We start from the raw sequence: 24,423 nt of genomic DNA, 5'->3' as shown, positions 1-24,423 counted from the left end.
CAAAAGGATACCACTGCAGCAGCCGCTCCGGCAAAAAATTCGGCTTCGGCAGTCACTGCTAAGCAAAAAACCGGCCCAGAAGGCCGGCATCCGAACGTTTTACGTGCTGTACTGCTCCTCCCAAGCCTCGTCGGCAGCAAGCTGCTTCCGGTATACGACGCCGGACAAAAACACGCTGAGCTCGTAGAGCAAAATAAGCGGAACCGCCACCAGCGAGTCCGAAATAAAATCGGGCGGGGTGACGACGACCCCGATGAAGATGAGAATAAAATAAGCGAGCCTGCGCATCTTGCGCAGCCGCATCGGCGTCAAAATCCGCAGCTTCGTCAAAAACATGATCGCGACCGGAAGCTCGAAGAGCAGCGAAATCGGGATCAGAATGTTGAACATAAACGAGAAATATTGGGTGATGCCGTACGTTTCCTCCAAATTCAAATGCCGCGCCACTTCCGTCGTGAAACGGAATGCCATCGGAAAGACGACGAAATACGAAAACGCGAGCCCGATGAGAAACATAAGGAACACGAACGGCACAAACATCAGCGCCGCGCGCTGCTCGTTCTCCTTCAGCGCCGGCTTGATGAACGCCCACAGCTGGAAGGCCGTGAACGGCAGCACGACGACCATCGCGATCACCAGCGCAAACTTCATATAAATGCCGATGCCGTCCCAGAGCGAAAATGCGTGCAGGGACATGCCTTTAACCGGCTCCTGATCCATCAAATAATTGTACAGCGGGAACGTCAGCAGCAGCCCGACGATCATGGCAAGCACCAGCACAATCAAAATATATACGATTCTGCGCCGGAGTTCGCCGAGATGTTCGAACAGCGTCATCAGCCCATCGCCGGGAGAAGGCGTGTTGGATTCGGACGGAGTCACCGTTTCCGCGCACCTCACTTTCGGTAATCCGAGTGGAATTTTCCAAGCCTTAAAAAAAAAGCGGGTTCCGTTATTCCGGAAGCCGCTTATCGTCCGCCTGTTCTCCAGGCTTGCGGTTCGTCTCGATCCGTGAAACCTCTTTGCGTTCCTGGCCGTCGTCGTCCATGAGGTCTTTCGCGCCCGCTTTAAATTCCTTGAGCGTCCGGCCGAAAGCGCGCCCGAGCTCCGGCAGCTTGTTCGGCCCGAACAGCAGGAGCGCGACAAGCACAAGAAGGATGAAGCCTGTAACGCCGATTCCGCTAAACATATCGTTCCCTCCTGTCATGATTCGTAAATCGTTCGTAAACGTAAATTCAATACGCAAAAGCGTTTAATGACCAAAAAACCGCCTGAAAAGCGGCCATACTGTTATTCGTTTCAGCGGACGTGAAGACCGCCATAGCCCATATGCACGATGTCCGCCTTCGTTATCGTATCCCCCGCCAAAATCCGGGGAAGCAGCACGTCGAAGGAGGTGTACGGGTCGTGCATGACGCAGCCCGGAAGCCCCATGACGGGGACGCCGGAAATATATCCGACCAGCAGCATCGAGCCGGGCAGCATCGGCGTTCCGTAGCTGACGATATCCGCGCCGGCCGCTTGAATCGCGCCGGGCGTGCGATCGTCGGGATCGACGGACATTCCGCCCGTTACCAGTATCATATCATACCGCTGCGCCAGCAAGTAGTGTATTTCCTTGACAATTGTTTGTCGGTCGTCCGGGGCGAAACGCTGCTCCGCCACCTCCGAGCCGAGCGACTCAACGATGCGCCGCACGGCCGGGCCGAATTTATCCTGGATGCGGCCGGAGAATACCTCGCCGCCGGTCGTCAACAGCCCGATCCGATGGCGGCGAAGCGGCTTCAACCGCAGCGGCCCCCGGCCGTCGTGAAGCTCGCGGTACCTCGCCGCAGCCGCCTCCGCCTGCTCCACCTTCGCTTCCGGCACAACCAGCGGAATGACGCGTGTCGCCGCCAGTTGGCCGCCTGCCTGGACGACGGTGTTCGTCCGCACCGTGGCCAGAGCGATTTCGCCGAGCGCATTGATTTCATGCACGAGCTCGGCATCGATTTGCGCAAGCGCCGGAGACTGCAGCGCCGATTTAATGGCGACCTTGCCCTCATGCGGCTCCGTCGCCGTGAGACCGTCGCCGCCGAGCGCCGCGGCAAGCCGGGCCGCCGCATCGTCTTCATGAAGCTCGCGTTCGCCGAGCTCCAGAATATAAATATGCTCCTTGCCGATGTCGAGCAGCTTCGGAATATCGCTTTCCGTCACAATATGGCCTTTTTTGAACAGCCGTCCCTTGAATTGTCCGGGAATGATTTGCGTCAAATCGTGTGCGAGCCGCAGGCCGACCGCTTCCTGAACCGGAATTTCCTTCAGCACCGTCTTGGTCGTTTTCATTCGCTGTGCTCTCCCGTCCGGCCGGACAAGATGCTGAGGGCATGCGGCAGCTGGTCCATAATGGCCATTAAATTCTCGTGTACGCCCTTCGGACTTCCCGGCAAATTGATAATAAGCGAACGTCCGCGGATCCCGCAGACGCCCCGTGAAAGCATTGCCCGCCGCGTGCGCTGCATCGCGCCGAGCCGCATCGCTTCAGCCAGGCCCGGAACGTTGCGGTCGATAATTCGGAGCGTCGCCTCCGGCGTCAAATCGCGCGGCGCGAGACCCGTTCCGCCCGTCGTGATGACGAGATCCGCCTGGTAATAATCGGTCATTTCAATGAGGGCGGCCATAATTTCATCCTGCTCGTCCGGCACGATGCGGTAGTCGACAATGTCGCCGCCCAGTTCTTCCTCCACCAGTTCCCGGATGACCTGTGCGCTCGTGTCTTCCCTTTCGCCGCGCGAGCCTTTGTCGCTGGCCGTCAGTAATGCCACTTTCCACCGCATGAGCTTCTTCCCCCGCTTTCGCCGATTATTCCTCGCGAATATAATCGCCGCTTTTGCCGCCGCTTTTGGCCAGCAGCATGGTCGGGCCGATGACCATATCCTTCTGAAGCGCCTTGCACATGTCGTACACGGTAAGCGCCGCCGCCGAAACCGCCGTCAGCGCCTCCATTTCGACGCCCGTTTTGCCCGTCGTCTTCACGGTTCCTTCTATATAAAGCTGATCTGCTCCGTTGTCGCCGAACGATAAATTCACGCCCGTGAGCGGAAGCGGATGGCACATCGGAATCCAGTCCGACGTCTTCTTGGCCGCCATGATGCCGGCGATTTGGGCAACCGCCAGCACGTCGCCTTTGCCGATCGTGCCCGCCTTGATGCGGGACAGCGTATCCGGCGCCATCGTCACCGTCGTCCGCGCCGTCGCGGACCGCGACGTAACCGCCTTCTCCGTCACGTCGACCATCTTTGCCCGGCCCTGCTCGTTAAAATGCGTCAGTTCCATACGCTGCTCCTTTCGGGATGCGGCCATCCATCCGCCTTTCGCGCCGACAGCATTAGTTCGCCGCGCTCCGGATTCGGCAGACGCCTTGCTCCGTAATCACCAAGTTCATCCTTGCGTCGTGCGCTTCCATCGGCACCGAATCCAATCGCTGCGCCTCGAAAGCGAGCCCGGCCCACAACGGAGGAACGCCGCCCGCTGCGGCGGCAATGCCGAGAGCCCGGCTTTGAAACCGGTCATAATACCCGCCGCCGTACCCCAGCCGGCCGCCTGCCGAATCGAAGGCCAGCCCCGGCACGAAGACGACAGCCGGGAGCTCGCGTTCCGCAAGGAGCCGCGCCTTCGCCGGTTCGGGCTCGCGAATGCCGTAAGCGCCAGCCGAGAGCTCGTTCCAGCTCCGGACGGCGTACAGCTCCATGCTTCGGCTTGAAGGGTCGATTCTCGGCAGGATGACGTCCATTCCCGTTTGCCATGCCCATTCGACCAGGCGAGCCGGATCGAGCTCGGATCGAAATGCGGCATAAGCCATGATGGCCGCGCCGGGACGGGCGATTCCCTCGTCCGCCAGCCACCCCGCGGCCGCCGCGCAGGCCGAGGCCGACCAGCCGGCACGGCTTTCGGACGGCAGCGCATCCCGCCTGGCCGCCGCTGCCGCGCGAAGCGTCTTCTTCAAGCCGGCCGTCTCGCCGCCGCTCGGAACATCCTGTCGCTTCATCTTTCGATTTTCGCGCCTCTTTCCCGCTTTTGTTTATCTAGTTTACCACTGTTGCCAGCAATTCGCCAATGGCTTGGCGGCGTCTCGGATGCGGAATGCGGGTCCGGCCGCGTCTTCGAATTCCGGCTCGTCGGGGGCGGATTCGCCGGCAAATTTGCCGGCGAATCGTCGCGAATCGGCCGCTTCCTGTGGTAAACTGATGGAAGTGCGCCCTGTATGCGCCAGCTTTTACGGCATGGAGGTTTCTTCATCATATGCTTCTTCAAGTATCGGACATTTCCAAAAGCTATGGGACGACCGTCATCTTGTCGTCCATTACTTTTCAGGTTCAGGCGCGCGAGCGGGTCGGACTCGTAGGCGTCAACGGCGCCGGCAAATCGACCTTGCTGCGCATCATCGCCGGCGAGCTGTCGGCCGATTCCGGTTCCATTTATAAAGCGAAGGAGACGACGATCGGGTATTTGGCCCAGTCGAGCGGCCTGCAGTCGGAGCGGACCATCATAGATGAAATGCGTGCGGTATTCGCCCATTTGACTGAGGCTGAACGGGAGCTCCGCGCGCTTGAGCAGCAGATCGCCGATCCTTCCCTGCAGCGGGACGAAAAAGCGTATCAAGCCATTTTGGACAAGTATTCACGACTTTCCGAATGGTTCCGCCAACATGGCGGCTTCGAGACGGAGACGCGCATCCGCAGCGTGCTGCACGGCATGGGCTTTGGGCATTTCTCTCCGGATACGAGCATTTCGACGCTGAGCGGCGGCCAGAAAACGCGGCTTGCGCTGGCCCGGATCCTGCTGCAGGCGCCCGACCTGCTGATGCTCGACGAGCCGACGAATTATTTGGATATCGAGACGCTGACGTGGCTCGAAGATTATTTGCGCGGATATCCGGGCGCGATTCTGGTCGTTTCCCACGACCGCTATTTTCTCGATGCCGTCGTTCAGTCGATTGTGGAAATCGAGCGCAATAGCGCCAAGCGGTATACGGGCAATTACAGCCGGTACATCGAGCTGAAGGCCGCCGATTACGAATCGCAGATGAAGCAGTACGAGAAGCAGCAGGATGAAATCGCGAGGCTTGAAGATTTTATCCGCAAAAATATCGTCCGTGCCTCGACAACGAAACGTGCGCAAAGCCGCCGCAAAATGCTCGACAAGCTGGAGAAGGTCGACAAGCCGGCCGGCGAGCTGAAAAAAGCGTATTTCGCCTTTGAAATCGACCGCCAGACCGGAAACGACGTGCTGGACGTGCGCGATTTGTCGATCCGCTTCGACGGAAAGGGCGAACCCCTGTTCGCGAACGTTTCGTTCCGTCTCGAAAGGGGCGAGAATGTGGCGCTGCTCGGTCCGAACGGCATCGGCAAATCGACGCTGCTTAAAGCGCTGCTGGGCGAGCAGCCGGTCGCCGCCGGGACGATTCGCTGGGGAACGGGCGTCAAAATCGGCTATTACGACCAGGAGCATCGCGGACTTCACCCGGGCAATACGGTGCTGGAGGAGCTTTGGAGCGCCTATCCGCATATGGAGGAGGCCCGCATCCGCACCGTGCTCGGCAATTTTTTGTTCAGCGGCGACGACGTGCAGAAGCGCGTCAGCACGCTCAGCGGCGGCGAGCGTGCTCGCGTCTCGCTGTCGAAGCTGATGCTGGCCCGCGCCAATGTGCTCATTTTGGACGAGCCGACAAACCATCTCGATCTGTACAGCAAGGAAGTGCTCGAATCGGCGCTGATCGATTACGAAGGCACGCTGCTGTTTATTTCCCATGACCGTTACTTTCTAAATAAAATGACGGAGCGCATTGTCGAACTGACTCCGCAGGGAATGCATCATTTCCTGGGAAATTATGACGAAATGGTCGAGAAAAAACAGGAAATCGAGCAAATCCGGCTGGAAAACGCACAGGACAAGCAGGTCGCTGCCGTACCAATTCCGGAAACGGCCGCGCCAAAATCGTACGAAGCCGACAAGCAGGCCAAACGAGACGAGCGCAATCGACAGCGGAAGCAGGAGCTGCTTGAGCAGGAAATCGCCCGTTTGGAAGAGGAAATCGCCGAATTGGAGATTGAACTGGCCGATCCTGACATTTACAACGATTATGTAAGAGTACAATCGATTCAAACCGACATCGACACGAAAAAAGCGCAGCTTCAGACCGCCTACGACGCCTGGGAGGAGCTGCTGTCGTAACGGCGCGCAATCGGCGGAATCGTGTGCGATAACGTTTCAAACGGAAAGCCTTCACCCGAGTGACCGGGGAAGGCTTTTTCGCATTGTTCCGTGATTTAATCGCCGTTAAGCAGCAGACTCAGGCCGGCCGTTCAACGCCTGGCACCTATCCGTGCCGAGCCTTCTTTTCCATCCACAACAATTCGGATTCGGTGCGATATCCACCTTTTCCACAGCTTTATCCACAATAAACGGTGAATTGTTCGGCAATTCTGGCACTAAACCGATGCTTCAAATGCTGATTTTCTTTACGAATTGTTCATAGTCAGCTCTCCTGTGGACGGAAGCAGGCGATTATACTCCCATTATCCACATTGTCCACAGCCGCCTGTGAAAAACTTATCCCGTTTTTATACACATTGTAAAGACAAGCGGACACTGCGTTTTATTGTGTTATCCACAATCAGCACACCGGCCTGTGGATATTGCTGTGGATTACAAAATGAACCAGCAGAGGAACCGCATAAAATATGGCGGTATGTTGGGAAACTTGGCGTCAGCTGCAAGCGGTGAAAAAATGAATCGGCATCGCCGCCGTCGCAGTCTCGCCTCTAAACGGGCGGCTCTTGCGAGCCGTAGATGTGCGTTCGCAGCGAAAGCTTCGCGCTTGTCGGCGATATCGCCGCTCCTGAAGTGATGCTTAAAGCCGCTTGTCGGCGATGTCGCCGCTCCTGAAAAGCTGCTTTAGGCTGCTTGGCGGCCATCCTGCCCGCACCAACCCGTCTTCGCAAAAGGAGCGATTGTTTACCGTGTGAACGGTTAACGCTCCGAATGATTGACGGGCCGAGGAACCGGCTCCAGAAGCGGTAAAGACCAAAAAAGCAGCCCGCCGGAAACGAACTGCACCTCCCACCTCCAATGGCTGGATGGTTTCTACAATTGGAGTGCAGTTCAAACGAAGGCAGGCTGCTTTCTTATGACGGCGGCGGCGGTGCTGCATGTCCCGCACCTCTGTACCAGTGCGCGGTGCAGCGAAGCACCGCTCTTATGCAAGGGTTCCGGGTGCGTTCCAGTGCTCGGGGCGGATCAGGGACGGCGGCAGCTTGGTCCCGGCGTCGCCTTTAGCGGCGTTAATCTGGGGCTGGGTAAGGAAGATCGCGCCGGTGAGGTTCGCTCCGCCAAGATCGGCATCGCGCAAATCTGCCCCGATCAGGTCGGCCGCTCGCAAATCTGCTCCGCGCAGATCGGCCGCGATCAAATAAGCCCCCCGCAGATTGGCGGCTCGCAGGTCCGCTCCTCGCAGATTGGTGCCGATCAGATCGGCGCCCCGGCCGAAAGCTTTTCGCCGCTTGGAAGGGACCTTCAGGGAACGGATAGCTTCGGACCTTACAAGCTCGCTCGTCCGCAGCAGCAGCGCATTCGCCCGCTCCCGGCAGGACGCGATATCGACCTGCAGGAGGGAAGCCGCATCCAGCCCGGTAAGCTGCTCCGTCTCCTCCAAGACCCGGCTCAGCTCGTCCCGGAATGGCCGGGTGGCGAGATGCGCAAGCGCCTCGTTCAAATACCACAGCAGCTCGTGAAGATGACGCATGACCGCAAACGACTCGAACATCGCTTCTGCGGAAGCCGGAGCCTGCCGCCAGTCGCGGCCGCCGAACGTGACCTGCGAAACCTTCTGCCCCGCGCCAAAGCATTCATAAACCGTGCAGCCCTTAAACCCCTGCCGTCTGAGGCTGTCGTGAATGCCGCAGCGAAAGTCCGGCTGCAAATTGGGACAGGGGCGCCCTGCCGCCTTGTCCAGGGCAAAATCGGCCGAAGCGGCAAAGGGCAGCGCAACGCAGCAAAGACCGAAGCAGCTTTCGCAGTCGGCCCGAAGAGCGGTACGGTAATCGGACGGGTCAGTCTTTGCATGTTCATAGCGGCCGGACATCGGATATCTCCTCCCCGAATCGGATGAATGATAATGAAGAACGTCTATGCAAAAAGCCCGCCGTCTCCGCTTACCGAAACGACAGGCCGGGCTGTATACGTCAAGTGCAAATGCGATACGCGGGCAGCGCCTCTGCATTTTCGCCGCCCTCCCGGCCGGAATAGCCGCAAAACGGCTTCTCCGCGAAGGAAACCTCAGTCCTTCACCGACCAGTCCTCGAGCGACAGCATCGGCTCCGCCTTCATGTCGAGCGGGGTGAATTCGCCGCGCTTCCATTTCAAATGCGCCGCTGCGGCAATCATCGCCGCATTGTCCGTACACAGGGAAAGCGGCGGCACGAGCAGCGGTACGCCTTCGGCTTCGCAGCGAGCGGCCAGCGCGGCGCGCAGGCCGCGGTTGGCGGCTACTCCGCCGCACAGCAGCAGCTGCTTCGCTCCGCATTCGCGAACGGCGCGCAGCGCCTTCTCCGTCAAGACGTTGATGACCGATGCCTGGAAGCCGCGCGCCAGGGCAGCGCGCATCGGCGGCTCGCCGCGCATTTTCGACTGGTTGATCGCCGCCAGCACAGCCGATTTCAAGCCGCTGAAGCTGAAATCGAACGAGTCCGGCTCCAGCCAGGCGCGCGGCAGCTCGATTTCATCGTCGGCGTCCAGAGCCAGTCGATCGATATGCGGGCCCCCGGGGTACGGAAAGTGCAGCGCCCGCGCCACTTTGTCGTACGCTTCGCCGACGGCGTCGTCGCGCGTTCGGCCGATAATCCGGAACGCCCCTTCGCGTTCGAGCGTTACAAGCTCGGTATGCCCGCCGGAAACGACGAGCGCTACCGCCGGGTACGTGATTTCGTGGACGAGTGCGTTGGCGTAAATATGCCCGGCGATATGATGCGTGCCGATCAGCGGCAGATCGAGCGCCATGGCCAGCGTTTTGGCGGCGACGATGCCGACGAGCAGCGAGCCGACGAGTCCGGGGCCCTGCGTCACGGCAATCGCCGACAAATCCGCAAGCGGAATGCCGGCCGCCTGCACCGCCTGCTCCATGATGACGGTAATCGTCTCGACATGCTTGCGCGAGGCGATTTCCGGGACGACGCCGCCGAACATCTCGTGCGTCTCGATCTGGCTGGATACGAGATTCGTCAAAATGTCGCGGCCGCCCCGCACGATTGCGACCGACGTTTCATCGCAGCTCGTTTCAACGGCCAAAATAATTTCGTTTGTGGTCACGCTTGTTTTCCGCTCCTGCCTGTTCGAGCTCCGCCCACATGATGAGGGCGTCCTCCTGATTGTCCGAATAATAGCCCGGCCGGATGCCGGAAGGTTCGAAGCCGAGCTTCCGGTAAAGCCGCTGGGCGATTTCGTTGCTGACCCGAACCTCCAGCGTCATGCGCGCCGATCCGAAAAAGACGGCCGTGCGCTGCAGCTCCGTCAGCAGCTTCTCGCCGAGCCCGCGGCCGCGGTAATCGGAGCGCACGGCAATATTCGTCACGTGCGCTTCGTCCATTATCGTCCACATGCCGCCGTAGCCGATAATATCGCCGTCCAGATCCATAACCATATAACGGGCGAAATGATTATTCGTCAGCTCGTTCACGAACGCTTCGCCGGACCACGGGCTCGTGAACGCTTCCCGTTCGATGTCGAGCACGCGGGGAATGTCCGCAAGCGTCATGGACCGGAAAACGACGCGGCTTTCCAACGACTCCTTCATCGGCCGCCCGCCTCTCCCGCCTGCCCCGCCTGCCGCGCCAGCAGCTTGACCTCTGCTTCGGCCAGCTGCGTGTAGTTCGGGACGAACGTATGCGCTTCGTCGCGTTCGCCGCGGGCGATCCGCCGCATGCCAAGCGCGGCAACCGCGCTGCCGTTCAGGACGGCCGGCAGCAGCCGGACTTCCGTGTGCCTGCTGCCGGCATAGGAAATTTCCGCCTCGCACAGGCTGCGAAGCCGCTCGCCTTCCGCCTCATGCAGCGAGAAGTCGCCGACGATCCAGATGCGGAAAGGCGCTTCGCCGTTTCGCCGCGCCAGCCGCAAACCGTTCACCCGGTCGACCCAATCCTTCATCAGCCGGATGCCGTCGTCCTCCAGCCGGCTCCAGCTTTCCCTTCCGCCTTGCGAAGCGAAAGCCGCGGTATACACCTGACCGCGGCGGGCGTCCATAATCGGAATATACCATTCTTCCGGCGAAACGATCCCGTCCGCCTGCGCCGGATGGGTGCGCCCTACAGAAACCTCGCCTAAATCCGCAGGCCGTCCGAACTCGCCGCCAATGTCGCCGGCGGCCGCTTCGTCCGCTCCATCCGCCGCTTCGCACATCGCGCCATAGGCGAGCGCTTCCAGGCTGGAAACGCCGACAAGCGGCTTGTTCCAAACCCAAGCGAGCGTTTTGCCCACCGCCACCGCGATGCGCATGCCCGTATAGGAACCGGGCCCCCGCCCGACCGCCAGGCCGTCCAGCGACTCCGGAGCGACGCCGCTCCGCTCCAGCAGCGCCTTGATTTGCGGTACCGTTTGGACGGAATGGTTCCGCTCCGCCATCGTCTGCAGGGAGGCGAGCGTCGTTCCGCCGCGAACGACCGCCGCAGCCAGCGCCGCCGTCGACGTATCGACGGCGAGCATAAGCGGCCCGTCCGCAGCCTCCCGGCCTTCAGCTTGCTGACCCGTCATTTCCTTCCGCTCCCATCGTTAGAAGTTGCCGGCACCAATCCGCATACGGGCTGCCGATGCCCGTCAAGTTGATGCGTCTTCGTTCTCCGCCCAGGTGCTCGATAAACAGCTGCAGCCGCTCCTCGGGGAGCAGCTCCTCGATCAGGCTGGCCCATTCGACGAGCGTAATGCCGGTGCCGTAAAAATAATCGTCCAGCCCAAGCTCGTCCGCTTCGGCCACCGACAGCCGGTACACGTCCATATGATACAGCGGCATCCGCGCGCCTTCGTATTCTTTAATCAGGGTAAACGTCGGACTGTTCACGGTTGCGGTTACGCCGACGGCCTTCGCAAACGCTTGCGAAAACCGCGTCTTGCCCGCGCCGAGATCGCCGTCCAGCGCAAGCACCGCGCCGGGGCCGGCCATGCCGGCGAGCAGTTCCGCAAGCCGGACCGTATCCGATTCGCTTTCCGCCGTCCAGACGGCCTGTCCTGTATCGACCATCGCATTAACCACCCGTCAATCTCCGTCTTCCTGCGGCGTCCGTCGGCATTCGCCGTACAAGCCGGACGCCGCGGCTATGCAAAATGATTGTAGCCCCGCTTCGCCAGCGGCTCCCGTCGCTGCGCGAGGCTCTGCGCGCCGCGTCCGGCCGCGGGGGCACGGATCAGCTCGACGCCGGCGGGACCGGCCTCGACTTCGCCGATCACATAGAACGGCAGCCCTGCGGCGGCAAGCGCCGCTTTGGCCGCCGGCGCGTCGCCGGCGGCCATCGTGCCGAGCAGCGTATAATCCTCGCCGCCGTACAGCATCCATTCGAGCGGGTCGGCGCCGGCCCAGCGCGCGTAAGCGGCGAGACTGCCGGCGAGCGGCAGGTCCGGCTCCCGCAGCGCGAGCTTCACGCCCGACGCTTCGGCGATTTCCCACGCCTCGCTGGCGAGTCCGTCGCTGACGTCGTTCAGCGACGTTACCGTGCCGCGCGCGGCAAGCATACGCGCGGCGCGCAAGGACGGCGCCGGGCGGCGGTGCGCCTGCACAAGCGCCGCCGCGCCGGCCGCCTCGGCCGCGGCCAGCGGCACGCACGGCGAGCCGGCGCCCGCCGACGCCGCCGCGAGCAAAAAATGCAGACCGGCCGCGGCCATGCCGACCGGCCCGGTTACAAACACGGCGTCGCCGGGCCGCGCTCCGGCCCGGCTGACCGCACGGCCGGCCTCGACGGTGCCGACGGCCGTCACGGCCACCACAAGCTGCGCCGGCGACGAGGTCGTGTCGCCGCCCACGATCGCGACGCCGTAATGCCCGGCGCACGCGTACAGCCCGTCGTAGAGCCGGCGGATGCGCGCCGGCTCCCAAGCCCGCGGCGCGCTCACGGAAACGAGCGCATGCCGGGGCACGCCCCCCATCGCCGCGATATCGCTTACGTTCGCGGCGAGCGCCTTCCAGCCGACGTCGGCTTCGCCCATCGTCGCCTCATTGAAATGGACGGTCTCCACCATCGTGTCGACCGCCAGCAGCCACTGCAGCGCGCCGCCCTCGCCCGGCGGCGCCTCCACGACGGCGGCATCGTCGCCGATGCCGATGACGACGCCCTGCTGCCTAAGCAGCTCCGCGTTTTGGCGGCCGTGCGTCCAGTGGCGGATGCGCGCGAATTCGTCCAGAGGGGCCCGCCTCCATTCCCAGAACCGCGTTGATTTTCCCCTTATTATATCGGTCCGCCCGCACGGTCGCAACAAAACGTCCCGGATTGTCCTACTTTGCGGCTCGCGGGGAACATCCGGGCTGAGGAAGCTTGACGCGAACCGGAAACGAAAAACGGAAAGGGACTCCCTGCGCCGTTTAAGCGCATGAAGTCCCTCCATGTAACGGCGGGATTCCCCGCGTCTATCCCGCGCACCATGCGCAGCTCGAGCCGGCGGTCGTTCGCCGATCGGCGACGGTCCGAGATCGGCTTTTCTGCCGGGCTGCCCCAAGCCGCCGGGTATCCCGGCCCCGCCGGTCCCGAGCTAATGGATGTCCCGCTTCTTGAACCGGCCGCCCTTGACGTCGTGGATATTGCCGACGGCGAGAAAGGCGGCGGGATCGAGCTCCTGCACGATCGATTTCAGCTTCGCTTCCTCGAGACGGGTAATGACGCAGAAGATCACTTTTTTCGCCCCGCCCGTAAAACCGCCTTCGCCCTGCAAATACGTCACGCCCCGGCCGAGCCGGTCCATGATCGCGTCGCCGAGTTCTTTCGCTTCCTCGCTGATGATCCATACCGACTTCGACTCGTCGAAGCCTTCAATTGTGACGTCGATCATTTTGAAGGCGATATAATACGCAATGAGCGAATACATCGCGCTGTCCCACGTAAAGACGAATCCCGCGCTTCCCAGAATGAACAGGTTCATGAACATGACGACCTCGCCGACCGAGAACGGCAGCTTCTTGTTGAACAGGATGGCGATAATCTCCGTGCCGTCCAGCGAGCCGCCGTTACGGATCACCAATCCCACGCCGATGCCGAGAATTACCCCGCCGATAACCGGAGCGAGGAACGTGCTGTACGTCAGCGGCTTGACCGGATGCAGCAGCACCGTGCCGATCGACATGATCGTAACCGCATAAAGCGTCGACAGCGCGAACGTCTTGCCGATTTGCTTATACCCGATAATAAGGAACGGAATGTTGAGCAGGAACAAGAATAAGCCGAGCGGCAGGTGCGTCACGTGGGCGATCATAATGGAAATGCCGGTGATGCCTCCGTCTACGATGCTGTTCGGCACCAGAAAAATTTCAAGGGCGACGGCGACCAGCGCCGCGCCGATCGTCAAAAACACGGTCCTGATGAGCAGTTCCAGCTTCGTCAGCCGAAAATGCTGTTTCCCCATGGTTCCCCCTCCTCTGTCTGTAAATCCGGAACGGTTCCGCCGCGTTCGGGACGGAACTCCGAATTTAAGCTTATAATTCCATTATACATGTTTTTTTCTTCATCTTCCAACTAAAAACCATGGTTATCTTTTGTTTTCATGATATTTCATTCAACTATCACGAGATTCCGCTATAACCTTTCACTCCTTCACCGGATAAAAGCCGTCGTCCTCAGCATGAGGCTGCATTCGCCCAAGCCAATCAAACGCGATTCGGCGACGCCTTCCGTCCGGCCTGCAAAACGAAAGCTCCCCCGCCGCCGTTTCCGGCCCGATCGGAGGAGCAGTAGGATTTTCGTAATTTATACGGTTGATCCGAATCCCTCTTGCAGCTGGTCGACCGGCACATTTTGCGTCCGTTCGGGGTTCGATTCGATTTTCACGGCGGCGGTTCCGCTCGTCTCGTCGACCTTTTCGATCCAGACCGGCCTGCCGTCCAGATGGACCGGAATCGTTTCCTCCGCATTGTAAATTTCCAGCGCCCGCTTCGTATCCATTCCCAATCTCCCTCCTTCCGGGTATCGTTATTCCTTCGTTTCCGGCTCCATCGTGTCGGTCGTCGATTCTTCGATCAGGCCGTTTTGCTCGGTCACCTGGCCGCCGCCCAGCCCTTCGTTGACCATCCGGTCGATATCCATGAAATAATCCTCGCGTCCTTCGTGCCGCGCGTCGGTTTTCGAACCGGCCGGCGAGTTGCCCGCTTCGGACATGCGATCCCCTCCTGTCAGGTTGTGCGGTTTAACGAAAATATGCCCGAATCGGTTGAGTTTCATGCATTCGGGGAACGCTGATAACATAACCTGCTAGTGCGAACGAAAATGCGGTTTTCGCCCGGTTTCGCAAGAGCCCGGAAGCGAAATAGGAATAAAGGGAGGGGAACAAATGCATACCGTCTGGAAAGGGGCGATCAGCTTCGGCCTCGTACACGTCCCGGTCAAAATGTTTTCGGCCACGGAGGATAAAGACATCTCGATGCGGCTTATCCACCGCGAATGCGGCAGTCCGATCTCGTACGTCCGGCAGTGCCCGGCCTGCGAGGTGACCGTCGATTGGGATGCGATCGTGAAGGGCTACGAATACGACAAAGGCCGGTTCGTGCTGTTCGAAAAAGAGGAGCTCGAGCAGCTGTCGGACGACGCGACGAAGACGATTAAAATATTGGATTTCGTGGCTCTCGAGGAGATCGATCCGATTTATTTTCAAAAAACGTACTATTTGTCTCCCGATCAGGCCGGCGGCAACGCGTATAATCTGCTTCTTGAAGCAATGCGGCTGTCGGGGCGGATCGGGATCGCGAAAATTTCCATCCGTTCGAAAAGCTCGCTCGCGGCAATCCGCGTCATCGGCGACTGCCTGGCGATGGAAACGATCTTTTACCCCGACGAAATCCGGCCGGTGCAGCAGGTGCCGGGGCTTCCGGAAACCGTTCAGGTCAACGAGAAGGAGCTCACGATGGCGCGGATGCTGATCGAGCAGCTGTCGACGCCGTTCGAGCCGGAGAAATATACCGACGATTACCGCGGCCGCCTGATGGATCTCATCCAAAGCAAAATCGCGGGCGAAGAGGTTCGCGTCGCTCCCGAGCAGCCGCGCACGAACGTGCTCGATCTGATGGCCGCCCTGCAGGCGAGCCTGGAGTCGGTACGGCTCGCGCCGGAAGCCGCCGGGACGCTGGATACCGGAACCGCGAGCAAGCGCGCGGCGGACAAGAAGGGCGCTAAGAAGGAAGCGCCGGCGGACGGCGCAGACGAAACGGCAAAAGCGAAAGCACCTTCGCCCCGCGCCAAGAAAGGCCTCAATTCGAAGGAGATTTTGTAGCGTATGGAACGGTCTGCTGATGCTTCTCCCCTTTCCCTGCTGCCTCTCGTTCCGATGGCGCCTATCTCCGCGGACACGCTTCCCGAAGGCAGGGACTGGGGCTACCAGCTGAAGTGGGACGGCGTCCGGATTTTGGCCGAGCTGGACGGGCAGGGATCGGTCAGGCTGTTTTCGCGTACGATGCTGGCGAAAAATCACGTTTATCCGGAAATCGCCGCCATCCTGAAAGGATTGTCGGACGAGCTCGGCCCCTGCCTGCTGGACGGCGAGGTGATTTGGTGGGACGGCCGCCGGCCCAGCTTCCAGCAGGTGCTGAAGCGGGAACGATCGCGCAGCCGGTCGGCGGGGACGATAGCAGGCGCATCGCCGGGGGCCGACGCCGCTTTGACAGTGCCAGAGTCGCATGCGGCGCATGAGCAGACGCCGGCTTTCGATCCGGCGAACGGTCCGGAAGCGGCTGCCGGAAGCAGGCCGGCGGTGTCCGGACCGTCTCTCGAAACCGGACTGCATTACGTCCTGTTCGACCTGCTTGCCGACGAGAGCGGCGATCTCCGGGAGCTTCCCTATTCGGAGCGGAACCGCCGGCTCGCGCGCAAATGTCCGCGCCGTCACCCGCGACTCTTTGCGACAGACCTGTATCTCGACGGCGGAAGCTTGTGGAGCTGGGTCGAAGCCGGCCGATGGGAAGGCGTTGTCGCCAAACGGCTGTCCAGCCCCTACCGCGAAGCCAAGAAGCACCGCGACTGGTTCAAGAAAAAAACGGCGCTGCTGCTTGACGTCGAAATCGTCGGCCTCAAGTGGCGAAACGGGATTGTCGCCAGCCTGGTGATGGCGTACGGCGGCGGCTATTTGGGCTCGGTGTCGCTCGGGCTGAACGACGAGCTGCGCGGCGCGCTCGCCGCGGCTTTCCGGCCCGACCGCACGAAGCCCCCGGCGGCGGGCGTCTGCCCGTTCGAACGGCTTCCCGACGATCTGAAGCGCGAGCAGGTGCAGTGGCTGCCCGTTCCTTTCCTTTGCCGGGTTACCGGGCTTGAAATTACGGCGGCGGGACAGCTTCGGCATCCGAAGCTGGTCACCTTCCTGCCGAAGGAGACGCAGCCATGAGCCGTACCGTGAAGGGCACCGTCATGGTGGACGGCCGGGAAGTGACGATCAGCAATCCGGACAAAGTGTTATGGCCCGACATGGGGATCACGAAGGCGGTGTTCCTGGAACGGCTTGCCGGTCTCTCGCCTTGGCTGCTGAAGCACTGCGCCGACCGATATTTGACGACGATCCGGTTTCCCGACGGCGTGCGGGGCAAATCGTTTTACCAGAAAAACTGTCCCGAGCCTGTACCCGATTTCGTCCGGACGTCCGAAGCCGGCGGCATCCGCTACGTCATGCTCGATTCGCTTCCCGTACTGCTGTGGCTCGGAAACCTGGCTTGTCTCGAGTTTCATGCCTCGTTCGACCGCATCAGCGATCCGGTCCGTCCGACCGAATGGGTTCTTGATCTCGACCCGTCGCGGGAGGTGGAGCCGCGCATTATGGAGGCGGCGTCGCTCGTCGGGGATTTGCTCGAATCGCTCGGCATCGCATCGGTCCCGAAGACGTCAGGGGCTACCGGCGCGCAGATCGTCACCCCCGTCATTCCCGAGCTGACGTTCGACGAGCTGCGGCAGATCGGGGAGTTCGTCGGGGCTTATCTGGCGGACAAATATCCGAAGCTGTTCACGATCGAGCGGCTGAAAAAGAACCGCGGCGATCTGATCTACGTCGATTATTTGCAGCACTACCGGGGCAAAACGATCATCGCGCCCTATTCGCCCCGCGCCAGGGACGGCGCCGCCGTCTCCACCCCGCTCCACTGGCGCGAGGTGCGCGCCGGCGCCCGGATCGAGGACTTCAATCTGCTCAACATCGCCGACCGGCTGCGCCGCGAAGGCGATCTGCTGGACACCGTCAGGCCGCAGTCGCTGAAGCCGATTCTGGCGTTCATCCGCGGCGGCCGGCGATGAAAGCAAACGCGCCGAAGAGACTGCGGACGTCCGCAGTCTCTTTCATTCATCCGGGCTTGTCTTCATTCTTCGCACGTTGGCCTCTCGGATTAGAGGATCCGCTCCGCCCCGCAGCGGCGGAAAACGGCTTCGGCCCGGCCGCCGCTCGACAAGTCGGGGCCGCCGTCCGAAGAACCGCCATCGACATCGGCGGCTACGACGATGCTTCCTTCGGCAATCGCCTTCCCGCATACGCCTGCCGTCTCCTCGTCCAGTCCAAGGGCGCGCAGCGACTGTTCCATGTTCGACTCGCCGTCCAGCATGCCGGCGGCGGCGAATACCCCGGCTCCGTTATACGGCGTGGAGCTGCTCACTCCGGGAGAGTTGCCGAGAAAGGCGAATCCGGCAGCCGTGCTGAGCGGCGCAGAAACGAAGCCGGGCAGCCCGTAACGGCCGCCTTCGCCGGACTCGTCGCGCGTCTCCGTCAGCTCCTGCACTTCGTCGGCGTGCACATCGGTTTCGCTCTCGATCCGCCGCGTATGCTCAATATTTTTGGCAAAGACATGAATACCGGTTCGGGCGAAGCCCTCCGCCTCCAATGCCTGTACGGCCTCGATCGCCTGCTGCTCCTTACGGAAAACGCCGGCTTGTAACGCCATCGCCATCTCCTCCTTGCAGATTGGGTTTACGCAGTCTTCGGCATGGCCGGCTTCGCTTTCCGGCTCATTCCGACGACCTCGCGCAAACTTGCTTTATCTTTGTTATGGATAAAGCTTGTTTACGTTTGGTATACCCTATCACGCCCCGCTTCAATCGGTTAAAATGAAATCACTCCCGGCCGTGTTTCGAAGCGCCGGAGGGCGGGTATACAGTAGTTAATATGAGCCTCGGCAAGCCGGACACGGCGGCCGCCGGGACTTTATAACGCCGTAGGAGAGGGTTCTATGAAGCAGACGGATAAATTATATTTGCGAACCGAGAACAAGGACGGACAATGCATCGTTTATATCGGCGGAGAACTCGATCTGGAATCCGCTGCGCAGATGAGAGCCGCGATGACCCCGCTTGTCGAGCTTGAAAACTGCGAGCTGACGCTGAATTTGCGCGAGCTCCGTTATGTCGACAGCACCGGAATCGGTATTCTCGTATCGATTCTCAAAGCGCGCCATGCGATGAACGCGCCCTTTAATGTTGAAGCCATTCCCCCAAATATCCGCAAGCTGTTCGATATGACGGGCATCACGCCTTTTTTGCTCGGGCATGCCTGATCGCCATCAGAAAGGGACGGAAAGCGAATGAAAGTGAATGAAGAACTGGTTACGTTGCAGGTTCCGGCATCGGCCGAATATATCGATCTCGTCCGGCTGACGCTGTACGGGCTGGCGGTGAAAATCGGATTTTCCTACGAAGAAATCGAAGATATGAAAGTCGCCGTTTCCGAAGCGTGCAACAACGCGGTCCTGTACGCCTACGGCGACCCGCTTCAAGGCGAAGCGGTGCAGGCTCCGCAAAGCGCCCCCTTTATCGAAATCCGCTTCGTGAAACGGACCGACGCTCTTTCCATCATCGTAAAGGACGATGGACGAAGCTTCGACGCCGCCGAAGCCGCCCGCAAGGCGCAGTCGCTCCACGGCAAAACCGTCGATGAGCTCGAAGCCGGCGGGCTCGGTCTCTACCTGATGCAGGCGCTGATGGATCAGGTTGAAGTGAAGAGCGAAGACGGTACGGAGGTCGTATTGACCAAACGGCTGGCAAAAAGCGGAGAGTTAGCATGAGTATGCAGCCGGCCAAGCAGCCTTTTACCGCGGCCGAGTGGATTCTGGACTATCAGAAGGACCCGACCGAGGAAAAAGCGACCATGCTGATCGAGCATTATGTACCGATGGTACGAATGGCGGCCGGTAAAATATCGCGCAATCGTCCCGATCTTTACGAAGATCTCGCACAGGTCGGCCAGATCGCGCTTCTTCGTCTTTTCCGGCAGTTTGACGTATCGCTCGGCGTCCAATTCGAACCGTTTGCGATGAAGAGCATCATCGGCCATATGAAAAACTATTTGCGGGATAAATCCTGGTACATCCAGGTGCCGCGGCGGATCAAAGAGAAAGGGATCGCGGTCCAGCAAGCGGTCGACGATTTAACCGTGCGTCTTGAACGGTCGCCCAAGGTGGAGGAAATTGCCGCCCACATGGAGCTCTCCGTGGAGGAAACGCTGGAAATATTGGCCGGGCGCGAGCTGTACCATTATGTGTCGCTCGATACGCCGATCTCCGAAGAGGAAAACACGACGACGCTCGGCGATTTGATCGGCTCGCCGGCCGACGACTACGATGCGGTGGACAAAAAGCTGGACCTCGAGGCCGCTATGGCCCAGCTGAAGCCTCAGGAGCGGCAGGTGCTCGTTATGGTTTATCAGCAAGGCTTGCCGCAGCGGACGATCGCGAGCCGTCTCGGCGTTTCTCAAATGAGCATCTCGCGCATTCAGCGCCGGGCGATCGAGAAGCTGAAGCAGCTCCTGGTGAAAAAAGAACCGGACGAGCATGACGGCGGCGGTTGACGCCGAATGCCGTGTCCGTGAGAGCGACAGCACGCCGAAGATCGGGCTATACCGGCCGAACGGCGTGCTTTTTTATTCGTATTCCCGCCAGGCGGCCGCTTCGGGTACGGATGCCGTTTCCCGGATCGCGTCCGAATAGGGTCTGCCGACGGTTGTGATCGGGGAGCGTTCGCGTTATGATAATATGAATAAGGAATCTACGAACGGACAAGCAGGAGGACTCGTAAACCCATGATGCATCGGATGCTGCGCTTCCCCGCCGAATGGGAGTGGCATGCGCTTTACGAACAACGTCCTGAAACTTCCGGACTCAGCCGCCGAAGAAACGCCTCCGGCCGCCTTTCCGAGACGAAAGGGGCGGAACGCGAACGCAACCGCAGCGAAGGCAGTCCGGCAAAAGACACGCTGCTGACAGCCGGCGTTTCCAAAGAAGCGGTGCGGGAGCTGGTCCGGGAGCACCCCGAGCTGGCCGGATGGCCGCAGGAAACATCCGGCCGCTCCTATAACCATATTTTGGTGACCGAGCTCCCGGGCGGCGAACCCGTCCTGCAGGGCACGCTGCTGTTCCAGGTGTCGGAGGACCGCAGCGATATTTCGCCTTTGCATTTTTGGATCTCCGACCGCAAGCTGTTTACGATTCATAGCGATTTGCGCTTGTCGGTCCGGCTGCAGCAGGAGCCTTGGGACGACAAGCTGGTCCGGTGCGACACGGCGCCCGAAGGTTTTTTTGTCATCGTCAGCCTCATCCTCGAGACGTTCCATCAAGGGCTGGACGCGTTCGAGATCAGCCTGGGCGGGCTGGAAGAGCAGATGCGCCGCGGCAACCGGACCGGCCTCATGAACGTCATTTTCGAGCGGCGGTACGATTTGCTGCACTGGAACCATCTCTTTATCCCGGTCCGGGAGCTGCACGGTGCCGCCAAGGAAGCGTTCATGAGCGCCCTGACGGAGCGCGAGGAATTCAAACGCATGGAGTTCAAGCTGCTGCGCATCTCGGAGCTGCTCGATCATTACGCGCATGAAATCGATACGCTGCTATCGATGGACGAGGCAATCGCCGATTTCCGCGGCAACGATATTATGAAGACGCTCACGATCTTCACCGCCCTGTTCACGCCGGCCGCGGTAATCGGAAGCATCTGGGGCATGAATTTCAACCGCATTCCCTGGTCGGACGAGCCTTGGGGGTTTGCGGTCATCGCGTTCATCATCGTCCTGTCGATGGCGGCGATCTATTGGTGGCTGTGGCGCAAAGGCTGGACGGGCGACATTCTTCACGGCCGCCATCCGAAGGAAATCATTACGCCCGTACCGCAGCGCGAAGTTGCCGAATCGATCCCGCCTGGCGAAGATATGCCGCTGCCGAGCCGCAGCACCGCGATCCAGCGGACCCCGCCGCCGCAGCGGGCCCCGGCCCCGGACGACCCGCTGCCAAGCCGCAGCAGCCGCAAAGCCTGAATCGCATGCGAGGCAGACTCTCGCACCACATAGCAAAAGCCACAACCAAAAGTCCGGTTGTGGCTTCTTTATTGCCCCGAGGAACGGCAGCCGGCTAGCGGATATCTACCAGGACGATGCATCGGTCGTCGGGCCTCGACTCGCTGTCGTCTTTGAACAGCCTCTCCTCGACCTGCTCACAGGACATCCCGCTTAGGGTCCGCAGCGCTTCCTGAAGCTTCGCGACCTGGTCCTCTCCGGCCGGCGCAGCCAGCTCCAGCATGCCGTCGGTGAAAAGGATAAGCCGGTCGCCGGAAGCGAGCTGCAGCGCATGCTTCTCCACCGTCACTTCCTCGAACATGCCGATCGCGACGCCGCCTCCGGCAAAGGACTCGACGCTGCCGTCTCCGCGCAGCAGCATCCCCGGCGGGTGGCCGGCGTTTACATATTCGACGGTGCCGTTTTTCAGATCGACAACCATGTACAGCGCGGTAAAATAATACTGGATCAGCTGATCGGCAAAATGCAGCTGCAGCGCGCGGCGGTTCAGTTCGCGGATAAGCCGCCGCGGCTCGACGATTTTGACCATCGCGTCCTTCAGCACCGAAGCGATGAACATGCAGACGAGCGACGAGGAGATGCCGTGTCCCATCGCATCGATGACGGCGACGCCGTACCGGTGATCGTCAATCCGGTTCCAGGCGTATAAATCGCCCGACAGCTCCTCCGAAGGCCGGAAGATCGCCTGGATCGAAATGCCTTCTTCCTCGACGGGCTGCGGAAGCGCCGCGAGCTGCACCTCCCGCGCGAGCTGCAGCTCTTCTTTTACCCTGCGGTCCCGGTCTTTGTGCAGGTCCATCTGCTCCTTCAGCCGCAGCGCAACCCGGATTCGGGCAAGCAGCTCAATCCGGTTGATCGGCTTCGTGACGTAATCGATCGCTCCGGCGTCGAGCGATTCGGCCAGCTTATTCGAGTCGCCGATGGCCGTCACCATAATAATCGGAATGTCGCGCAGCCGTTCCGACCGCTGGATCGCGCGGCACGCCGAAATGCCGTCGATTCCCGGCATCATCATGTCCATCAGAATCAAATCGACGTCCGGCCGGCTTAAATCCGGTTTCTCCGGCTCATCGCCGAACGGGGTCAGACCGAGCAGTCTGAACAGCTCCGATCCCGATGACGCCGGGCTCATCTTCTTGTACCCCGCCCGTTTCAATATTTCCTGCACGACCGTTATATTCATCGGATTGTCGTCCACGATTACAATGCTCATCGTCCATCTCCCAAATCCTTCGTTTCCCGGCTGCGGCAATCCAAACGCCGGATTCCCTTCATTGTACCCGCTCCCGCGGTTCGCCGCTACCTTCGCCGAGCCAGCCATTTGGCGGCATGCAGACCGGTCTCCGCCCAGACCAGCCAGGCGGGAAGGGCGGCTTGCTCCGGGGACGCTTCCGATTCCGTCCCCGGACCGGGATACGCCGGCCGCTCGGCGGCAGCCGCGGCTTCCAATCTCGCCGCTGCCGTTCCCGGTGCCGCCGCTGCGGACGTCATCTCCGCCGTACGCCGGGCCGCGGCTTCCTTCTCCGCCGCAGTCCTCGCTTTGCGCTGCAGCTTCGCCGACCAGACGGACGAGATCCCCCGGGCTGCGGCGGCCAGCTCGTGCAGCGCCTCGCCGGTTTCCCGCACCGTTTCGATTGCCGGCTCGGCGGCGGCGAGCTGTCCCTGCACCTGGTCGGTCAGCTTCCGGGCGCTGCGGACAAGCCCTTCAATATCGTCCTTCCAAATATGGACGGCATCCCGGACCTCCCGCAGCGCAAGGCTCGCGGCATTGAACGAGGCCTGCGCCTTCCGCAGCATCAATATGGCGAACACGGTCAGAACCGCAACCGAAATCCCGATCAGCAGCATCGCAATGTCAAGCATGGCTTCCACCTTCCCGTCGCAATATTGGTTCCGGCTGCCTCACGGCGCCGGAGTCGTGCGTTCAACCGACCTTCGCATGTAATTTGTTACCCTGCGCCTGAACGGTTGAATCGCCGGCGGCCATGCGTTCGGGGAAGATGCGCCGGTTTGGGCATACGCCCGCACCCATTCCGCGGCAGCCCGCATACACTGCTGATAAGAAGTACGAATGCGCGAAGGAAAGCGGGCGATGGGCAGTGGATATGCGAACGGCAATCTATTTGGCCGCGGTATGCGGGCAAGCCTATGTACAATCCGACAATCCGGACGGCCTCTATTTGGTGCCTGCCGGTTACCGCCCGATCGGCTCGTTCGAAGCGGGCGCTTTCGAAATCGCGCTGCAGCCGTTCGGTTTCGTTCTCGAATCCGACGATGCGGCGATTTTGGCCTTTCGAGGGACCCGCTCGGCCGTGGACTGGGTCACCGATTTTATCGCTCGCCAAATTCCGCTGAGCATCGTCCGGAACGGAGGCAGGACGCATCAGGGCTTCACCGAGCTGTACCTGTCGGCCCGCAGCCAAATCTTCGGGCTGCTCGACCGGCTCCCGGAACGCAAGCCTCTTTTTGTCACCGGGCACAGTCTTGGAGGGGCGCTGGCGGTCCTGGCCGCGCTCGACATTGCCTCGAACCGCCGGCAGACGCCCTACGTGTATACGTTCGGCGCTCCTCGCGTCGGCGATCCGGCATTCGTCCGCACCTACAACAAGGCCGTCAAAGCGACATACCGGGTACAGAACGAATTCGATGTCGTCCCGTACCTTCCGCCCCTCGTCTACCGCTCGCCGAAAACCGATAAAACCTACTATTATCTGCACGTCAAAGGAGAGGTAAAGCGAAGCTTCCGCATGGGCTCGATCGGCGGCAATCACGTGCTCAGCAGCTATTTCGCCGATTTGGCCAAAGAGGATCCCGGCTTCGCCGCCTTCATTTGCCAAGATCCGCCGGGTTTGTGCCCGGTCGGCGCGGGCTGAAAGGCAAACGGGCGCATGCCGCGGATTG

28 protein-coding genes are annotated in these 24,423 nt (G+C 60.8%); 10 read left to right on the top strand and 18 right to left on the bottom strand.

What is annotated here, in order from left to right; genetic code table 11:
• Positions 1 to 99: 99 nt before the first annotated feature.
• The 6 genes from tatC to PD282_RS04155 all read right to left on the bottom strand — a co-directional run bounded on the left by tatC (position 100) and on the right by PD282_RS04155 (position 4,027).
• Complete coding sequence (gene tatC, locus PD282_RS04180; protein WP_274655012.1) at positions 100 to 837, bottom strand: twin-arginine translocase subunit TatC; 738 nt, start codon at positions 835 to 837, stop codon at positions 100 to 102.
• A gap of 115 nt (positions 838 to 952) precedes the next feature.
• Complete coding sequence (locus PD282_RS04175; protein ID WP_274649114.1) at positions 953 to 1,189, bottom strand: twin-arginine translocase TatA/TatE family subunit; 237 nt, start codon at positions 1,187 to 1,189, stop codon at positions 953 to 955.
• Positions 1,190 to 1,299: 110 nt separating this feature from the next.
• A complete protein-coding gene (locus PD282_RS04170; protein WP_274649113.1) occupies positions 1,300 to 2,325 on the bottom strand; it encodes a molybdopterin-binding protein in 1,026 nt (341 codons plus the stop codon).
• A complete protein-coding gene (locus PD282_RS04165; protein WP_274649112.1) occupies positions 2,322 to 2,816 on the bottom strand; it encodes a MogA/MoaB family molybdenum cofactor biosynthesis protein in 495 nt (164 codons plus the stop codon). The genes PD282_RS04170 and PD282_RS04165 overlap by 4 nt, the downstream gene beginning before the upstream one ends.
• A gap of 25 nt (positions 2,817 to 2,841) precedes the next feature.
• Positions 2,842 to 3,315: a cyclic pyranopterin monophosphate synthase MoaC gene (moaC, locus tag PD282_RS04160; protein WP_274649111.1), complete on the bottom strand. Its 474-nt coding sequence runs from the start codon at positions 3,313 to 3,315 to the stop codon at positions 2,842 to 2,844.
• A 52-nt stretch (positions 3,316 to 3,367) separates the two neighbouring features.
• A complete protein-coding gene (locus tag PD282_RS04155) occupies positions 3,368 to 4,027 on the bottom strand; it encodes a 5-formyltetrahydrofolate cyclo-ligase (protein WP_274649110.1) in 660 nt (219 codons plus the stop codon).
• A gap of 254 nt (positions 4,028 to 4,281) precedes the next feature.
• Here PD282_RS04155 and PD282_RS04150 point away from each other — a divergent pair, with 254 nt between their 5' ends.
• A complete protein-coding gene (locus PD282_RS04150) occupies positions 4,282 to 6,213 on the top strand; it encodes an ABC-F family ATP-binding cassette domain-containing protein (RefSeq protein ID WP_274649109.1) in 1,932 nt (643 codons plus the stop codon).
• Positions 6,214 to 7,237: 1,024 nt separating this feature from the next.
• Here the strand turns inward: PD282_RS04150 and PD282_RS04145 are convergent.
• The 9 genes from PD282_RS04145 to PD282_RS04105 all read right to left on the bottom strand — a co-directional run bounded on the left by PD282_RS04145 (position 7,238) and on the right by PD282_RS04105 (position 14,381).
• Positions 7,238 to 8,122, bottom strand: coding sequence for a pentapeptide repeat-containing protein (locus tag PD282_RS04145; protein WP_274649108.1), 885 nt, complete (start codon positions 8,120 to 8,122; stop codon positions 7,238 to 7,240).
• Between the two features lie 194 nt (positions 8,123 to 8,316).
• A complete protein-coding gene (gene tsaD / locus PD282_RS04140) occupies positions 8,317 to 9,345 on the bottom strand; it encodes a tRNA (adenosine(37)-N6)-threonylcarbamoyltransferase complex transferase subunit TsaD (RefSeq protein WP_274649107.1) in 1,029 nt (342 codons plus the stop codon).
• The gene (rimI, locus tag PD282_RS04135) at positions 9,314 to 9,829 is read right to left on the bottom strand and encodes a ribosomal protein S18-alanine N-acetyltransferase (RefSeq protein WP_274649106.1); all 516 of its coding nucleotides are present in this window, start codon (positions 9,827 to 9,829) and stop codon (positions 9,314 to 9,316) included. The genes tsaD and rimI overlap by 32 nt, the downstream gene beginning before the upstream one ends.
• Positions 9,826 to 10,782 (bottom strand): tRNA (adenosine(37)-N6)-threonylcarbamoyltransferase complex dimerization subunit type 1 TsaB, encoded by a 957-nt coding sequence (gene tsaB, locus PD282_RS04130; protein WP_274649105.1) that lies wholly within the window; start codon positions 10,780 to 10,782, stop codon positions 9,826 to 9,828. The genes rimI and tsaB overlap by 4 nt, the downstream gene beginning before the upstream one ends.
• Complete coding sequence (gene tsaE, locus PD282_RS04125) at positions 10,763 to 11,266, bottom strand: tRNA (adenosine(37)-N6)-threonylcarbamoyltransferase complex ATPase subunit type 1 TsaE (protein WP_274649104.1); 504 nt, start codon at positions 11,264 to 11,266, stop codon at positions 10,763 to 10,765. Before tsaE ends, tsaB begins: the two co-directional genes overlap by 20 nt.
• A gap of 74 nt (positions 11,267 to 11,340) precedes the next feature.
• A complete protein-coding gene (gene thiL, locus PD282_RS04120; RefSeq protein WP_274649103.1) occupies positions 11,341 to 12,495 on the bottom strand; it encodes a thiamine-phosphate kinase in 1,155 nt (384 codons plus the stop codon).
• A 270-nt stretch (positions 12,496 to 12,765) separates the two neighbouring features.
• A complete protein-coding gene (locus tag PD282_RS04115) occupies positions 12,766 to 13,632 on the bottom strand; it encodes a YitT family protein (protein ID WP_274649102.1) in 867 nt (288 codons plus the stop codon).
• A 341-nt stretch (positions 13,633 to 13,973) separates the two neighbouring features.
• Positions 13,974 to 14,168 carry an H-type small acid-soluble spore protein gene (locus PD282_RS04110; protein WP_274649101.1) on the bottom strand — a complete coding sequence of 65 codons (195 nt, stop codon included), beginning with the start codon at positions 14,166 to 14,168 and terminating at the stop codon, positions 13,974 to 13,976.
• 27 nt (positions 14,169 to 14,195) lie between these two features.
• Positions 14,196 to 14,381, bottom strand: coding sequence for a hypothetical protein (locus tag PD282_RS04105; protein WP_274649100.1), 186 nt, complete (start codon positions 14,379 to 14,381; stop codon positions 14,196 to 14,198).
• Positions 14,382 to 14,553: 172 nt separating this feature from the next.
• On the opposite strand from PD282_RS04105, the gene ku reads away from it, so the two are divergent.
• The 3 genes from ku to ligD are packed head-to-tail and all read left to right on the top strand — an operon-like array spanning position 14,554 to position 17,489.
• The gene (gene ku, locus PD282_RS04100; RefSeq protein WP_274649099.1) at positions 14,554 to 15,489 is read left to right on the top strand and encodes a non-homologous end joining protein Ku; all 936 of its coding nucleotides are present in this window, start codon (positions 14,554 to 14,556) and stop codon (positions 15,487 to 15,489) included.
• Positions 15,490 to 15,492: 3 nt separating this feature from the next.
• A complete protein-coding gene (locus PD282_RS04095) occupies positions 15,493 to 16,593 on the top strand; it encodes an ATP-dependent DNA ligase (RefSeq protein WP_274649098.1) in 1,101 nt (366 codons plus the stop codon).
• Complete coding sequence (ligD, locus tag PD282_RS04090) at positions 16,590 to 17,489, top strand: non-homologous end-joining DNA ligase (RefSeq protein WP_274649097.1); 900 nt, start codon at positions 16,590 to 16,592, stop codon at positions 17,487 to 17,489. The genes PD282_RS04095 and ligD overlap by 4 nt, the downstream gene beginning before the upstream one ends.
• An 89-nt stretch (positions 17,490 to 17,578) precedes the next feature.
• Here the strand turns inward: ligD and PD282_RS04085 are convergent, their stop codons facing one another.
• A complete protein-coding gene (locus PD282_RS04085) occupies positions 17,579 to 18,127 on the bottom strand; it encodes a general stress protein (protein WP_274649096.1) in 549 nt (182 codons plus the stop codon).
• A 285-nt stretch (positions 18,128 to 18,412) separates the two neighbouring features.
• On the opposite strand from PD282_RS04085, the gene PD282_RS04080 reads away from it, so the two are divergent.
• The 5 genes from PD282_RS04080 (at position 18,413) to PD282_RS04060 (ending at position 21,483) form a co-directional block, all read left to right on the top strand.
• A complete protein-coding gene (locus tag PD282_RS04080) occupies positions 18,413 to 18,736 on the top strand; it encodes an STAS domain-containing protein (RefSeq protein ID WP_274649095.1) in 324 nt (107 codons plus the stop codon).
• A 27-nt stretch (positions 18,737 to 18,763) separates the two neighbouring features.
• Positions 18,764 to 19,243 carry an anti-sigma B factor RsbW gene (gene rsbW / locus PD282_RS04075; RefSeq protein WP_274649094.1) on the top strand — a complete coding sequence of 160 codons (480 nt, stop codon included), beginning with the start codon at positions 18,764 to 18,766 and terminating at the stop codon, positions 19,241 to 19,243.
• On the top strand, positions 19,240 to 20,025 hold the full coding sequence (locus PD282_RS04070; RefSeq protein ID WP_274649093.1) for a sigma-70 family RNA polymerase sigma factor: 786 nt from the start codon (positions 19,240 to 19,242) through the stop codon (positions 20,023 to 20,025). The genes rsbW and PD282_RS04070 overlap by 4 nt, the downstream gene beginning before the upstream one ends.
• Positions 20,009 to 20,164 carry a hypothetical protein gene (locus PD282_RS04065; protein ID WP_274649092.1) on the top strand — a complete coding sequence of 52 codons (156 nt, stop codon included), beginning with the start codon at positions 20,009 to 20,011 and terminating at the stop codon, positions 20,162 to 20,164. Before PD282_RS04070 ends, PD282_RS04065 begins: the two co-directional genes overlap by 17 nt.
• Before the next feature lie 92 nt (positions 20,165 to 20,256).
• Positions 20,257 to 21,483 carry a magnesium transporter CorA family protein gene (locus PD282_RS04060; protein ID WP_274649091.1) on the top strand — a complete coding sequence of 409 codons (1,227 nt, stop codon included), beginning with the start codon at positions 20,257 to 20,259 and terminating at the stop codon, positions 21,481 to 21,483.
• Positions 21,484 to 21,577: 94 nt separating this feature from the next.
• Here the strand turns inward: PD282_RS04060 and PD282_RS04055 are convergent, their stop codons facing one another.
• Together PD282_RS04055 and PD282_RS04050 are read right to left on the bottom strand one after the other, a co-directional pair.
• The gene (locus PD282_RS04055) at positions 21,578 to 22,735 is read right to left on the bottom strand and encodes a PP2C family protein-serine/threonine phosphatase (RefSeq protein ID WP_274649090.1); all 1,158 of its coding nucleotides are present in this window, start codon (positions 22,733 to 22,735) and stop codon (positions 21,578 to 21,580) included.
• 86 nt (positions 22,736 to 22,821) lie between these two features.
• Positions 22,822 to 23,385, bottom strand: coding sequence for a DUF948 domain-containing protein (locus PD282_RS04050; RefSeq protein WP_274649089.1), 564 nt, complete (start codon positions 23,383 to 23,385; stop codon positions 22,822 to 22,824).
• Positions 23,386 to 23,627: 242 nt separating this feature from the next.
• On the opposite strand from PD282_RS04050, the gene PD282_RS04045 reads away from it, so the two are divergent.
• Positions 23,628 to 24,395, top strand: a complete 768-nt coding sequence (locus PD282_RS04045) for a lipase family protein (RefSeq protein WP_274655010.1) — start codon at positions 23,628 to 23,630, stop codon at positions 24,393 to 24,395.
• Positions 24,396 to 24,423 lie beyond the last annotated feature (28 nt).

The sequence above is a fragment of the Paenibacillus humicola genome, from assembly GCF_028826105.1.
Lineage (GTDB): Bacteria > Bacillota > Bacilli > Paenibacillales > Paenibacillaceae > Paenibacillus_Z > Paenibacillus_Z humicola.
Note: the sequence above shows the minus strand (reverse complement) of the source record. Positions and strands in the feature narration are given on the sequence as shown.